The 13,222-nt window shown below is 69.4% G+C and carries 11 protein-coding genes; 10 read left to right on the top strand and 1 reads right to left on the bottom strand.

From position 1 onward, the window contains the following. From rplI to J4H92_RS04695, 9 genes are all read left to right on the top strand, one after another. Entirely contained in the window at nucleotides 1–450 is a 450-nt protein-coding gene (rplI, locus tag J4H92_RS04735) for a 50S ribosomal protein L9 (RefSeq protein ID WP_208096658.1), read from the top strand. A gap of 480 nt (nucleotides 451–930) precedes the next feature. Then, nucleotides 931–2,307 (top strand): replicative DNA helicase, encoded by a 1,377-nt coding sequence (gene dnaB, locus J4H92_RS04730; RefSeq protein ID WP_208096656.1) that lies wholly within the window; start codon nucleotides 931–933, stop codon nucleotides 2,305–2,307. Nucleotides 2,308–2,379: 72 nt separating this feature from the next. Continuing rightward, entirely contained in the window at nucleotides 2,380–3,015 is a 636-nt protein-coding gene (locus J4H92_RS04725) for a hypothetical protein (RefSeq protein WP_208096654.1), read from the top strand. After that, nucleotides 3,012–3,299, top strand: a complete 288-nt coding sequence (locus J4H92_RS04720; protein ID WP_208096652.1) for an ABC transporter ATP-binding protein — start codon at nucleotides 3,012–3,014, stop codon at nucleotides 3,297–3,299. The genes J4H92_RS04725 and J4H92_RS04720 overlap by 4 nt, the downstream gene beginning before the upstream one ends. Before the next feature lie 209 nt (nucleotides 3,300–3,508). After that, on the top strand, nucleotides 3,509–3,997 hold the full coding sequence (locus J4H92_RS04715) for a Dps family protein (protein ID WP_208096650.1): 489 nt from the start codon (nucleotides 3,509–3,511) through the stop codon (nucleotides 3,995–3,997). A 94-nt stretch (nucleotides 3,998–4,091) separates the two neighbouring features. Continuing rightward, the gene (locus tag J4H92_RS04710) at nucleotides 4,092–4,580 is read left to right on the top strand and encodes a YajQ family cyclic di-GMP-binding protein (protein WP_208096647.1); all 489 of its coding nucleotides are present in this window, start codon (nucleotides 4,092–4,094) and stop codon (nucleotides 4,578–4,580) included. Beyond that, nucleotides 4,580–5,035, top strand: coding sequence for a DUF3151 domain-containing protein (locus J4H92_RS04705; RefSeq protein WP_208096645.1), 456 nt, complete (start codon nucleotides 4,580–4,582; stop codon nucleotides 5,033–5,035). The genes J4H92_RS04710 and J4H92_RS04705 overlap by 1 nt, the downstream gene beginning before the upstream one ends. 49 nt (nucleotides 5,036–5,084) lie before the next feature. Then, the gene (locus J4H92_RS04700) at nucleotides 5,085–6,416 is read left to right on the top strand and encodes an adenylosuccinate synthase (RefSeq protein ID WP_208096643.1); all 1,332 of its coding nucleotides are present in this window, start codon (nucleotides 5,085–5,087) and stop codon (nucleotides 6,414–6,416) included. Continuing rightward, the gene (locus J4H92_RS04695) at nucleotides 6,376–6,723 is read left to right on the top strand and encodes a chorismate mutase (protein ID WP_208096641.1); all 348 of its coding nucleotides are present in this window, start codon (nucleotides 6,376–6,378) and stop codon (nucleotides 6,721–6,723) included. Before J4H92_RS04700 ends, J4H92_RS04695 begins: the two co-directional genes overlap by 41 nt. A gap of 54 nt (nucleotides 6,724–6,777) precedes the next feature. Here J4H92_RS04695 and J4H92_RS04690 read toward each other — a convergent pair whose 3' ends face one another. Next, on the bottom strand, nucleotides 6,778–11,052 hold the full coding sequence (locus J4H92_RS04690; protein ID WP_208096639.1) for a DUF5979 domain-containing protein: 4,275 nt from the start codon (nucleotides 11,050–11,052) through the stop codon (nucleotides 6,778–6,780). Nucleotides 11,053–11,483: 431 nt separating this feature from the next. On the opposite strand from J4H92_RS04690, the gene J4H92_RS15695 reads away from it, so the two are divergent. Then, complete coding sequence (locus J4H92_RS15695) at nucleotides 11,484–13,061, top strand: LuxR C-terminal-related transcriptional regulator (protein ID WP_208096637.1); 1,578 nt, start codon at nucleotides 11,484–11,486, stop codon at nucleotides 13,059–13,061. Nucleotides 13,062–13,222: the final 161 nt, after the last annotated feature.

Genomic DNA, 13,222 nt, shown 5'->3' with positions numbered 1-13,222 from the left:
ATGGCAAAGGTCATTCTGACGAACGAGGTCCAGGGGCTCGGCTCGGCCGGCGACGTGGTCGAGGTGAAGAACGGGTACGCCCGCAACTACCTCGTGCCGCAGGGCTATGCGGTGCACTGGACCCGTGGCGGCGAGGCGCAGGTCGCGCAGATCCGTCGGGCTCGCGAGGCGCGCGCGCTGGCATCCGTCGAGGAGGCGCAGTCTCTGAAGGCGAAGCTGCAGGAGAGCAAGATCCGCCTGTTCGCCAAGTCGGGCGTCGAGGGTCGTCTCTTCGGGTCGGTGAAGCCCGCGGCCGTGGCGACGGCGGTCGCCGAGGCCGGTCTCGCCGAGATCGACAAGCGCAAGATCACGGTGCCGACGATCAAGTCGACCGGTGAGTATCGCGCGACGATCCATCTGCACGACGGCGTCGACGCGGAGGTCACCCTGCAGGTCATCGCGAAGCGATAGCACCCTGACGACTGGGGGACGGCGGCCGCTGGTCGCCGTCCCCCAGTCGTTTACCCAATGTGTCCATTGGGTGAACAAGCGGTGTGCGTCCGGATGTTGCACGAAAGATTCATCGAGCTTGACAAATCCGAAACCGCCTACTAGTTCTCCACAGTGAGGTGCGGCGGGCAAGCCTCAACCCGCAACTGAAAGTTGAACAACTTCACAACTGTGAATGGATGAAATACCTGATCAGGGAGATTTCCTTGATTATATCGACGGATAATCCACAAGCTATCCCCAAGCCTGGGGATAAGACGCGAGGAAATCGGCCGAGTTATCCACCTGGTTATCCACAGGTGAACCGAGCGTGATTCGCCTGCGGCGCGCATCTCCCCTAGCTTGGGTCGAAGTCAGTGGTCGGGTGTCTAATCGGTAAACAGAGTCGGACTCCCGAGTCGGCGGGTCCCCGCCGGCCCGGGAGCGAGTTAAGGAGTCATCGTGTCTATCGCGCACCTGGGCCTATCCGGCGTCGAGGACGGCTTCGACGGTCCCTCGCGCGGGTTCGAGCGGACGCCGCCCTACGATCTGCTCGCGGAGCAGAGCGTGCTCGGCGGGATGCTGCTCTCGAAGGACGCGGTCGCGGATGTCACCGGCCTGCTGCGCGGGCCGGACTTCTACGTGCCGAAGCACGAGGTGGTCTACGAGGCGATCCTGTCGCTGTACGCGCAGGGCGAGCCGACGGACGCGATCACGGTGACGGATCAGCTGGGCAAGACGGGAGACCTGCAGCGCGCCGGGGGCGCCGAGTATCTGCACACGGTGACGAGCATCGTCCCCACGGCCGCCAACGCCAGCTTCTACGCCGAGATCGTCGCCGAGAAGGCACTCCTCCGCCGCCTGGTGGAGGCCGGCACCCGCATCACACAGATGGGCTACGCCGGTGAGGGCGAGGCCATCGATCTGGTCAACAACGCCCAGGCGGAGATCTACGCGGTCACCGGGGCCGATCAGGTCGACGACTACGTTCCCCTCTCGCTCGCCGTCGAAGCGGCGGTGCACGAGATCGAGCAGGCGCAGCTGCACGACGGCGGCATGCTCGGCGTGCCGACCGGTTTCACCGAGCTGGACGAGAAGACCAACGGCTTCGCTCCGGGGCAGATGATCATCATCGCGGCGAGGCCCGCCATGGGCAAGTCGACCCTCGCTCTCGACGTCGCGAGGTCGGCGGCGGTCGGCGCGGGGGCGACCACCGTGTTCTTCTCGCTCGAGATGGGCCGAGCCGAGATCGCGATGCGCCTCCTCGCAGCGGAGGCCAGCATACCGATGCAGACGCTGCGCAAGGGCCAGCTCGACAGCCGCGACTTCCAGAAGCTCGCGGCGACGCAGGCGCGCGTCAACGAGGCGCCGCTGTTCATCGATGACAGCCCCAACCTGACGCTGGTCGAGATCAGGGCGAAGTGCCGCAGGCTGAAGCAGCGCAACGACCTGAAGATGGTCGTGATCGACTACCTCCAACTGCTCTCCTCGGGCAAGAAGTCCGAGAGCCGGCAGCAGGAGGTGAGCGAGTTCTCGCGCGCGCTGAAGCTGCTCTCGAAGGAGCTCGAGGTGCCCGTCGTGGCGCTCTCTCAGCTCAATCGCGCGTCGGAGCAGCGCGCCGACAAGATGCCCGCGATCAGTGATCTCCGCGAGTCCGGCTCGCTGGAGCAGGACGCCGACATGGTGATCCTCCTGCACCGCGAGTCGACGTACGAGAAGGACCATCCGCGCGCCGGCGAGGCCGACCTGATCCTCGCGAAGCAGCGCAACGGCCCGACGGGAACGGTGACCGTGGCTTTCCAGGGCCACTACTCGCGCTTCCAGGACATGCCCTCGTGACCCGGCCGACGCGCGGACGCCGAGCCTCGGCGCGACCGATAGACTTGGGCGTGAGGTAAGGAGCTACGCGGAATGTCGGAGGCAGAGGGCAGACTCGTGTCATCGGGGAACCCTGAGCACCCCCGCGTGACGACCAGGGAGCAGCGTCGGCTGCGTTCCGCTCAACTCCTGCGCGCCGGCGCCCTGCTGGCCATCGGATTCGGCATCGCCTTCAGCGCCACCCTCCACGAGCAGCTGGCCTTCGACCGCGGAGTGATGACCATCGCCTTCGCGCTGATCGGGCTGAGCACGTTGATCGAGTATCTCAGCCTGCGCGGAACGGCGGAGAGCTGGTGGGTGGCCGCCCGCGCGGTGGTCGCCTTCGCGGGGGCGGGGGCCCTGATCGCGGTCGTCGACACCGCGGGACTCGCGCTCGTCGTCGCGGTCTGGGCGCTGCTGACCGCGCTCATCACGATCATGCGGCTGACGCGCGGCGCGCAGCCCGGAGGGGCCGCGATACCCTCCGCCCTGCTGAGCGCCGCCCTCGCCGTCGCAGTGCTGATCGTGCGCGACGACGCGGTCGCGATCATCGGCTTCTTCGGCACCTATGCCGTGATCCGCGGGGTGTTTCTCGGCATCGCGGCTTTCGACCTTCGAGCTCACGGCGGCGACGCGGACCGCGGCGGCGATACGACCCCGGGCGACGCCGCGAACGAAAGGGCAGCATGACCGAGCCCACTCCGTCCGATCCGCAGCCGTCGGTCACCCCGACCAGGCGCGATCGGCTCCGACCCCTCGAACTCGTCGGGTTCGCCGGGGTGCTCGCGGTCTTCGCGGGTCTCGTGGTGCTGCTCACGACCCGGGACCTCGCCCTGGCCGGCATCTTCGCCGGGATCGGTTTCATCGTGGTGCTGCTGACCGTCGCGCTCGTCGGACTGGGGGGCAGCCCGAGCGAAGAGGACGTCGAAGCGCGCAAGGACCTGCGCAAGCCCGATGCCGGGAACTGGCACTGAGCCGGGCATCCCTGGCCGCTCACGGTCGGACCGCTCCGCCTCGGACGCGCGCCAGACTTCGGTAAGCCTCAGCTAAATACCCTCTGAACTGGGGTTTCTCTGGGAGTGAGATAAGCCTTAACTTGCTTGCGCGTCGGCGCAGAAGGCGTATCGTTGTGGGTAACGGAGGCGGGAACCACCGCCCCGAACGAAGATGGGAGACACGAATCATGACCACGAAAGAGGCCCAACTTCCCGCCGCACAGGGCGATCTCGGCCGACCCAGCGGTGTCGCGCAGTATCTGAGCCCCGTCGTCCACGACCTCATCGCCCTGGCGGTCAACGGCAAGCAGGCGCACTGGCACGTGCGGGGTGCCAACTTCATCGGAGTCCACGAGTTCCTCGATGAGGTCGTCGCCCACGCTCAGGAGGCCTCCGACACGATCGCCGAGCGGATCGTCGCTCTCGGCCTGCCCGTCGACGGACGCATCGGAACCGTCGCCGCTCGCACCAGCACGCCCGAGCTCAGCCACGGCTTCCAGCAGTCGCCGGTCACCGTGCGCGAGGTCGTCGCCCAGATCGACGCGACGCTGGGAACCGTCTACGACGCGGTGAAGGGACTCGACGAGGTCGACCCCGTCAGCCAGGACCTGGTCATCGCGGTGGCCCAGCAGCTCGACAAGGATCGCTGGTTCCTCTCCTCCCACTACGCGGAGTGATCGCGCCGGCCGGCACCTCGCGCCGGCCGCGCCACCCTCCGAGACGAAAGCCGCCGGCTGCGAAAGCCGGCGGCTTTCGTCTACCCTGGGTGTCATGGCTGATTCATCGTTCGACGTCGTGAGCAAGATCGACCCCATGGAGGTCGAGAACGCGGTCAACCAGGCCCGCAAGGAGGTCGAGCAGCGCTACGACTTCAAGGGCGTGGGCGCGGAGGTGAGCCTGGGCGATCAGGTGATCCTCATCAAGGCGAATACGGAGGAGCGCGCGAACGCCGTGCTCGACGTGCTGCAGTCGAAGTTCGTCAAGCGCGGCATCTCGCTGAAAGCGCTCGACAGCGGAGAGCCCTACGCCAGCGGCAAGGAGTACCGGATCGAGTCGAAGCTCAAGGAGGGCATCGACCAGGCCACGGCGAAGAAGCTGAACAAGCTGATCCGCGATGAGGCCCCCAAGAGCGTCAAGAGCCAGATCCAGGGCGACGAGCTCCGCGTCAGCTCCAAGAGCCGGGACGACCTGCAGGCGACGATCGCCCTGCTGGGGGACGCCGACGTCGACACGCCGCTGCAGTTCATCAACTTCCGCTGATGGTCGAGAACCTGCTCCGGCCGGAGCCGACCCTTCTGCCCGCCGAACCGGAGGTCGCCGCGGCGCTCGCGGCGGCCGACGATCCCGAGCCCGTGGTTCGGGCGCATCCCGACTCGTCCGCGGCCTGGGCGGCGCTCGCCGAGCGAGCGGCGGCGCAGGGTCGCGAGATCGAGGCCTACGCGTTCGCCCGCGTCGGCTATCACCGTGGTCTCGACGCCTTGCGGCGGGCCGGCTGGCGGGGCGCCGGGCCCGTGCCATGGTCGCACGAGCCCAATCGGGGCGTGCTGCGCGCCGTCTTCGCCCTGCGCCGCGCCGCGGCGGGGATCGGAGAGTCGACGGAGGTCGAGCGGCTGGGAGCGCTCCTGAGCGACGCCGACCCCGGCGCGGCCGAGGCCATCGAAGCGGACGGCGGCTCCGCCGGTCCCAGCGCCGCAGGATCCTCGGGATCCCGCTGAGAGGTCGTAGACTGGGTCGGTACGTGCCGAGTCGAAGGAAGGGGCTGAGATGCCCGCGGTACTCATCACCGGCGCCCAGTGGGGCGATGAAGGCAAGGGCCGGGCGACGGATCTGCTCGGCAGCCGCGTCGACTACGTGGTCAAGTTCAACGGCGGCAACAACGCGGGGCACACCGTGGTCGTCGGAGACGAGAAGTACGCCCTCCACCTGCTCCCGTCCGGGATCCTCACCCCGGGAGTGACCCCGGTCATCTCCAACGGCGTGGTCGTGGACCTCGAGGTGCTGAAGGGGGAGCTGGAGGCGCTCGGCGCGCGCGGGGTCGACGTGTCCCGGCTGAAGGTCAGCGCCAACGCGCACGTGATCACCGCCTACCACCGCACGCTCGACAAGGTCACGGAGCGCTTCCTCGGCAAGCGTCAGATCGGCACGACCGGGCGCGGCATCGGACCGGCCTACGCCGACAAGATCAATCGCGTGGGCATCCGGATCCAGGATCTGTTCGACGAGGGCATCCTCCGGCAGAAGGTCGAAGCGGCGCTCGACTTCAAGAACCAGGTGCTCGTCAAGATCTACAATCGCCGGGCGATCGGGGTGGACGAGGTCGTCGACGAGCTCCTCTCGTACCGCGGGCTGCTCGAGCCGATGGTCTGCGACACCGGCCTGCTGCTGCACGAGGCGCTGCAGGACGGGCGCACGATCCTCTTCGAGGCCGGACAGGCGACGATGCTCGACATCGATCACGGCACCTACCCATTCGTCACGTCGTCGAACGCGACCGCGGGGGGTGCCAGCACGGGATCGGGGCTTCCTCCGCACGCCATCGATCGCGTCATCGCGGTGGTGAAGGCCTATGCCACCAGAGTGGGGGCCGGCCCGTTCCCGACCGAACTCTTCGACGAGTCGGGGGAGTACCTGCGCGCGAAGGGCTTCGAGTTCGGGACCACCACCGGGCGGCCGCGCCGCTGCGGCTGGTACGATGCGCCGATCGCGCGCTACGCCGCCCGGATCAACGGGGTCACCGACTTCGTCCTGACCAAGCTGGACGTGCTCTCCGGCCTGGACCGCATCCCGGTCTGCGTCGCCTACGAGGTGGGGGGCGTGCGTCACGACGAGATGCCGGTGAACCAGAGCGACTTCCATCACGCGAAACCGATCTACGAGGAGTTCCCCGGGTGGACCGAGGACATCTCCGAGGCCCGGCGCTTCGAGGAGCTGCCGACGAATGCTCAGGACTACATCCTGGCGCTCGAGCGGATGAGCGGAGCGCGGATCTCGGCGATCGGGGTCGGTCCCGAGCGCGAACAGGTGGTCGTGCGTCACGACCTGCTCGACCCCGTCGATGGCGGGAGACCCGCCGCGGATCGGGACGAGCGTGGCTGAGCAAACCGCGCAGGATCGGCTCGAGGCCCTGCGCGCGAGCATCGACAACATCGACACCGCACTCATCCACATGCTCGCCGAGCGGTTCCGATGCACGCAGGAGGTGGGGCGTCTGAAAGCCGAATACGGCATGCCCGCCTCGGACCCGGAGCGGGAGACGCGTCAGATCGCGCGCCTGCGGGCGCTCGCGGAGGACGCGCACCTCGATCCGGAGTTCGCCGAGAAGTGGTTCAACTTCGTGGTCGCCGAGGTGATCCGGCATCACCGGAACATCGCGGACGGCTCCACGGACGGCTCCGACGGCTGAAACGGGTGCGGGGTGCGGGCCCCTCGATGAGGCCCGCACCCCGCACCCCGGGCGTCACTCCTCGTGGTGCGCTGCCGCCGCATCGGAGCGGCGTCGGCTGCGGATCAGCAGCACCGCGCCCGCGGCGACGAGTGCCGCTGCGACGATGCCGATGAGGGCGGCCTGCAGCGGGCCGAAGCCGGCGCCGGTCACCGCGATCTCGTCGCCCTCATCGCCTTCGCCTCCGGTGGCGTCGAGCTCGAAGGAGTTGGTCGCGGTGAGCTCGGCGCTCGTGCCCTGATCGCCCGTCACCGTGAGCACGGCGCCGTCGCCATCGGCGGACACGGCCGCTCCGGAGCTGTCGGAGCTCCACTCCACTCCCGTCCAGACGACCCCCGAGGGGAGATCCCCGTCGGCCTCGGACACCGTGACCTCGGTGCCCAGAGGAAGATCCTCGAGCACCACCGGCTCATCGGCGGTCACCTCGACCGTGCGCTCCTGGGTCTCGCCCAGCAGGTCGGTCCAGCTCAGCGTCACCGGGAAGGCGGTGGTTCCGGGCACGTCCTCGGCTGCGTCTCCGCTCAGCTCCTTGATGAGGGAGAGGCTCCCGGTCAGGGCCGTCGCGTTGTTGCTCAGGCCGAGCTCCGCGACCGTCGCGGCGCCGATGGTCAGCACCGCCGAGCCGTCGGGCCGCACCTCGAGCGCATCGCTGCCGCTCCACTCCGGAGCGTCCCAGATGAACGCGGGCCCGGCCTCGGGCTCCACCTCGCTCAGGGTGACCTCCGTCAGGTGCGGGAGGTCCCGACCGAACGGAACCACGCTTCCATCGGTGGGCAGCGCGATCTCTGCGGACTGCGGGCCGGTCTCGTCGACCCAGCTCGCGACGACCGTGACGGTCTCCGGGAAGTCCGGGTGGTCCGAGGCGATGCCGGTCACCGTCTTCGCGAGGGAGAAGGTGCCCGGAGCCCAGGTGGCCTCGTTGGTCACCGTCACGAGCGTCACGTCGCCCTGCTGATCGGAGACGACGATCTCGGCGCTGCCGTCGCCGTTATCGGTGACGTCGGTGCCGCTGATCACGATCGAGCCCCAGATGACGGTGTCGAAACCGGGGCGCTCGCCCTCGGTGATCGTGACGACCGTGCCCGCGGGGAGATCCTCGCCCAGCGGGGTCGGTTCCACGGCGTTGATCGTCAGATCCTTCGACTGCGGCGCGCCGTCTCCATCGGTCCAGCTCGCCGTGACCGGGAACTCGGTGGTCGGATCGACCTCTCCGGCGGCCTCGCCCGCGAGCGCCTTGAGCAGGCTGATGCCCGCCGTCGACGTCGCCGCGTGGTTCTCCAGCGTCACCTGCGCATCGACGGTGCGGCCCACGGTCACGACGGCCGAGTCTCCGCTGATCGATACGCCGGTGCCGGACCAGATCGGAGCGGACCAGGCGATGCCCGAGCCGTCCGCGAGCGGCGTCTCGGTGAGGGTCACCTCGGTGCCGATCAGCAGGTCCTCGCCGAACGGAAGCGGGGTGCCGTCGGTCTGCAGCGTCAGCGGCTTGGACTGCGGGGTGCCGCCCTCCTCGGTCCAGGTCGCGGTCACCTCGACGGTGCTCGGAACCGCCGGGTTGGCGCTCTCGGCTCCGGTGACCGTCTTCACGAGGGAGAAGGTTCCGACCGTTCGCTCCACGGTGTTGGTCACCGTGATGGTCGCGGGATCCGCGACGTGACCGGCGGTCACCACGATCGACTCGGGGCTGATCACCGGATCGCCCCAGGTGAAGAGGTCGTCGGTAGCCGGTCGCACCTCGGAGAATGTGACCGTCGAGCCGATCGGCAGATCGGCGAGCTCGTAGGGCTCGCCCGCCTTCAGGTCGAAGTCGCGATCCGCTTCGGCCGGGACGCCGGCGGGCACCTCGATCTCCGCGGTGACCGCGTACTCACGGTCGCCGTGATCGGCCAGCACCTCGGCGGCCGCCGGGCCCTCGACCACCTTGACGATCTCCAGCGAACCGAGCTGGGCCGTGTTGGTGAGCGAGACCGAGATGTTCGCCGCGGGCGTCAGGGCGGCGGTCGCCTTCTTGCCGCCGTCGCTCACGGTCACGCCGGCGGATTCCGAGAAGACCGGGTCGCCGAACACCACGCCCGGGATGTCCGGGAACGTCGGCTCCGTTATCTCGATCGTCCAGCCGTTGCCGCGGTTGTTGAGCCCGCTGACGGGGCTGCCGTCGAGCGGAACCTGCAGGTCGTACTCGATCGTCGGATCCGTCGCGCCCGGCGCGAACTCCTTCACGTGCACGGTGAACTCCGTGCCGGCGGGCACGAGATCGGCTCCGGGGGTGTCGGCGAGGCTCTTCGAGATCGCCACGGAGCCGCGGGCGACGCCGGTTCCCGTGCCGCTGCCGCGGTAGTCCTGAGTGACGGTCTGACCGTAGGTCTTGCCCGCGACATCCGCGCTGTTCCCGTAGGTGGTGCCCCGGTCGTCCAGGCCGCCGCTCAGGTTGCAGGTCGTGTAGGTGATCACGTACTGGTACTCGTGGCTGAAGCCGGTCGCCGTCCCGCCGCCCGGCTGGGGCAGCGCGGGCTGCGGGATCGTGACCGTGAAGCCGGTGTCGGCGGGGTCGATCGTCGCGGTGGCGCTGCCAGTCAGATCGACGGTGCTCAGGCCGCCGCCCTGGATCTGGTCCCGTGCCTGCACCTGGAGCCGCAGGCGCTGCTTGGCGTCTCCCGTGTCTCCGACGGCGCACACCTGATGCGCCCCGGAGAGGGTGTCGGTCACGGTGAGGTCGCCGCCGACGGCGGTGAGATTCTCGCCCGGGACCGTGATCGTCCAGTCGATGGTGGTCCGGGGGAGGTGGTCCACGCCGTCGATCGTCACCGCGGAGGTGTTGATGGCGCCGGTCTTCCGGTCGGTGCGGCCGGGGGTCTCGGCGGTGTGGCCCGCGATCGTGCCGTCGATGCCCGCCTCGTTGGTGAACGGCGTGCCGCCCTCGGGGAGGCCGTCCGTCGTCACGCAGGTGTCATAGGTGATGATGTAGCGCCAGTCGGAAGGCTTGAACTGGAGGGCCGAGTTGATGGTGAAGCCGACCTCGAAGCCGCTGCTCGACTGGCTGACGACGTTCGGGGTCAGCTGACTCGTGATGTTCGTGCGGAGTCCGGGGGCCGAACCGGGGTTGGGGCCGTACTGCTCCCAGATCTGGATCCCCGAGATGGTGTCGGTGCACAGCTCGTGCTCGCCGCTGAACGATTCGGTGAGCGTGAAGCCGTTCTTCGTCTCGAGGTTGTCGCCCGCCACGGTCACCGTCCAGCGGACCTTGCCGTTGCGATCGGCCCCGCCGAGCACCGAACCGGACTTCGAGACGCCCTGCTGCCAGGGGCGGTTGGTGACCTCGCCGACGCCGGTGCCGCCCTGGTCCCAGCCCTCGACCACGGCCGAGTTCTCGTACGTGGTGTTCGGGGCGTCGATCTCCTGGTCGGGCGTGCAGGTCTGGTAGCTGACGCGGTAGGTGGCGCTCGGATCGAAGCCGCCCTCAGGGGCCGTGAGCACCACGTCGAACTGCGTGTCGCCGGGATCCCCGACGAGCTGGCCGATGCCGGTCACATCCGTGACGGAGCTGCCCTTGACGACCTCGACCTTGAAGCCGCTCGGGTCGCAGAGCACGTGCCCCTGTCCGAGCGTGTCGGTGAAGGCGACGGTGCCCTGCCCCTGCATCCGGGAGCCCGGGAGATCGACGGTCCAGGTCATCGACCAGTTGTCGGCGTTCATCGCGCCGTCCTTGTCCACCGAGTCGGAGGGCTGTTCGCCGGGGTCGATGCCTCCCTCGCCGGGCAGGTCGACCGGGACGTCCTCGCCGTTGAGGTTGAAGTTCACCTGGTCCTCGGTGGTCGACTGCACGGCCTCGACCTCGAACTCGAAGGTGCCGTTCACGCCGTCCCACGCCTCGACCTCGGCGGTGAGGGTGCAGGTCCAGAGCTGCGCAGAGGTCGCCTCGCAGACGCCCCAGGTGACGGTGTCCCCGTCGCCGTTCGGGCCCCTGAGCTCGAACGGAGCCCCCGGGAGCTCGAAGGCGAACTCCGGCGGCAGTCCGATCGTGAAGGTGTCCCCCGCGTGCGGATCGGCCGTGCTCGCATCCCAGGTGCCGTGGACGGCCACCTTGTCGCCGACGACGATCTGTCCGCCCGGGCCCGAGCCGTTCTCGATCTCGGTGATGGCGACGTCGATGTCCTCGGGCGCTGCGACGGCGGCGGAGGGCGCGATCACCACCGTGGTGAGCGCCAGGCCGATCAGCGCGACGGACGAGAGCAATCTCGCGAGCAGCGACTTCCCACCACGTGGGCGCGCCAAAGAATACGGACGTGGCATGGGCACAGCTTCCTCCCCGGTTCCTCCCACCGTTGCAACGCCTCCGCGTGCGAAGACGGTCCCCCCGGGTCGGTGGTGAGAACGAGCGTGAACAAGTAATTGACGGAATACGCCTCACTTAGTAAAGCACAGGCGCAAGAGCATTCAGGGTGATATCAAGGATCATTTCTGCCCTCGCAGGACGCGGCGCGAGTCCGGGGTGCAGCGGCCGCTCGAGGCGGGGGCGCGCCTCTCGAGCGCCGCGCTCCTCGACGTCGATGGAGGGCTCGGTCGGGGGCGGGATTGGGCTCAGGGGCGCCGCGTCGTCACGGAACGGGGATGGGCGGGCGGTTTCGGGTACTCTCGGGGAGAGTGTGCCGTCGGGGCGACGGGGCGGCACCATCGGGGCGGCGGGAACGCCTCGGGCGCGACGGAGACATCGGGGAGGCGCTGTGGGCCGAGAAGACTCGGGGGACCACGAGGACAGGACGCGAGGCGACGAGCGCGATCCGCTCGGCCGGATCGTCGACGCCATCGACGAGGCCTTCGCCGAAGGGGATCTCCAGCGCGCGGCCGAGCTGCTCGAGCAGGATCCGCTCGCCTCCTGGTACGGTTTCCGTCCCGAGCGCTTCGGCGCGCTGGTCGCGGAGCTGCTCCGCGCGGGCGTGGCCGGGGGCGGTTTCCTCCGCGAGGCGGCCGCCATGCTGTCCCCGGGGGGCGCCTCGGGGTTCGGCCGAGCCGAGGCGGCCGACGACGAGCTCCTGGCGAGCGACTCCGACGGCGACGGTCGCGCGGTCGCGGTGGCGCTCATGGGGCGGATGTTCGCCCTGCGGCTGCAGGGGCGGCCGGTGGAGGCGCTGCGCTTCTCGACCGAACTCGAGCGGCGCTTCGGCCGAGTGCAGCCGCTCTTCGACGTCTACCGCGGCATGGCGCTCTTCAGCTCGGTGCAGGACGGCATCACCGCGATGCTCGCGGGGGACTTCCGCGCCGCAGCCGAGAGATTCACCCAGGCCAGGATGCACGCGGTCATCTCCCACCTCGGGTTCCTCTCCCGGGACGCCTGCGTCAAGCTCGCCGTCCTCGAGGCGCTGTACGGCGACCCCGAGCGCGCGCGATCGCTGATCGACGAGGCGGACGATCTCCCCCGTACGTCGAGCTGGGCGGAGGAGGCGATCGACGCCCATCGCACGATCGCCGTCTCGCTCGTGCACGGGGAGGATCCCGAGGCCTCGCTGCGAGCGCTCGAGGCCGTTCCGCTGCACGTCATCGGTGAGCTGTGGCCGTTCTACGTCGCCGCGATGCACCGGACCCTGCATGCCGCGGGGAAGCAGGAGGAGGGCCGGCGGAGGATCGAGCTGTTCGAGGGGCTCTCCCTCCCCCGCGCGGACGGGCAGGGCTACGCCGGCAGCCTGCTGCACTTCTGCATCGGGCTGGACGCGATCCGCAGCGGAGATTTCGTGCGAGCCAGGGAGCGGCTGGAGCGCGCGGACCCGTCCCTCGCGATCAGCAGGCTGTTCGTGGCCGTGCTCGAGCTGGCGGTCGGCCGGCCCCGCGAGGCCATGCGTCCGCTGGCGGGGTTGCACGACCAGACCGCGAGTCTGCGCACCCTCGACATCTGGCGGCTCGCGGTGACGGCCGGAAGCCTCCTCGCGCTCGGCGAGCGGGAGGAGTGCCGGGAGGTCCTCGACTTCGTCCTCGGCCTGCCCGGCGGGCTGCGATCCGACGAACTGCACTTCTTCCCGCGCCCGATCCGCGACTTCGCCGAGACGAGCCTCGAGCGGTGGCCCCGCGGCGAGGCGGCGGCCTTCATCGGCCTCGAGGTGTTCCCGATGAGCGGCGAGGCGCTGACGGCCCGCGAACTCGACCTGCTGCGAGAGCTCGCCGGCGGGAGCTCGCGGGAGGGGATCGCGAAGTCGCGCTTCATCTCGGTGAACACCCTGAAGGCGCATCTCCGCTCGATCTATCGCAAGCTCGGCGTCGGATCCCGCGCGGCGGCCGTCCTCGAGGCGGAGCGCCGCGGAATCCTCTGAGCCCGCTCGCGCGGCGCGTCTCCGCGAGCGGGGCCGGTCCCACCCCGGGAATCACTCTCCGGACGGGGCTGTCACCGACGCCTCGGCGCTGCGTTAAGCTTGGTTCCGGGGTATCGGCACGTGGCGACGGTTTCGGTCGTCGTGCCGCTCGCCCCTGTCCG

Source organism: Leucobacter weissii (assembly GCF_017565745.1).
In the GTDB taxonomy this organism is placed as follows: domain Bacteria; phylum Actinomycetota; class Actinomycetes; order Actinomycetales; family Microbacteriaceae; genus Leucobacter; species Leucobacter weissii.
Note: the sequence above shows the minus strand (reverse complement) of the source record. Positions and strands in the feature narration are given on the sequence as shown.

Excerpts from the sequence above, each read along its gene's own strand:
- rplI (WP_208096658.1), top strand. The coding sequence starts at position 1 with ATGGCAAAGGTCATTCTGACGAACGAGGTCCAGGGGCTCGGCTCGGCC.
- J4H92_RS04725 (WP_208096654.1), top strand. The coding sequence starts at position 2,380 with ATGTCGGAGGCAGAGGGCAGACTCGTGTCATCGGGGAACCCTGAGCAC.
- J4H92_RS04720 (WP_208096652.1), top strand. The coding sequence starts at position 3,012 with ATGACCGAGCCCACTCCGTCCGATCCGCAGCCGTCGGTCACCCCGACC.
- J4H92_RS04715 (WP_208096650.1), top strand. The coding sequence starts at position 3,509 with ATGACCACGAAAGAGGCCCAACTTCCCGCCGCACAGGGCGATCTCGGC.
- J4H92_RS04710 (WP_208096647.1), top strand. The coding sequence starts at position 4,092 with ATGGCTGATTCATCGTTCGACGTCGTGAGCAAGATCGACCCCATGGAG.
- J4H92_RS04705 (WP_208096645.1), top strand. The coding sequence starts at position 4,580 with ATGGTCGAGAACCTGCTCCGGCCGGAGCCGACCCTTCTGCCCGCCGAA.
- J4H92_RS04700 (WP_208096643.1), top strand. The coding sequence starts at position 5,085 with ATGCCCGCGGTACTCATCACCGGCGCCCAGTGGGGCGATGAAGGCAAG.
- J4H92_RS04695 (WP_208096641.1), top strand. The coding sequence starts at position 6,376 with ATGGCGGGAGACCCGCCGCGGATCGGGACGAGCGTGGCTGAGCAAACC.
- J4H92_RS04690 (WP_208096639.1), bottom strand. The coding sequence starts at position 11,052 with ATGCCACGTCCGTATTCTTTGGCGCGCCCACGTGGTGGGAAGTCGCTG.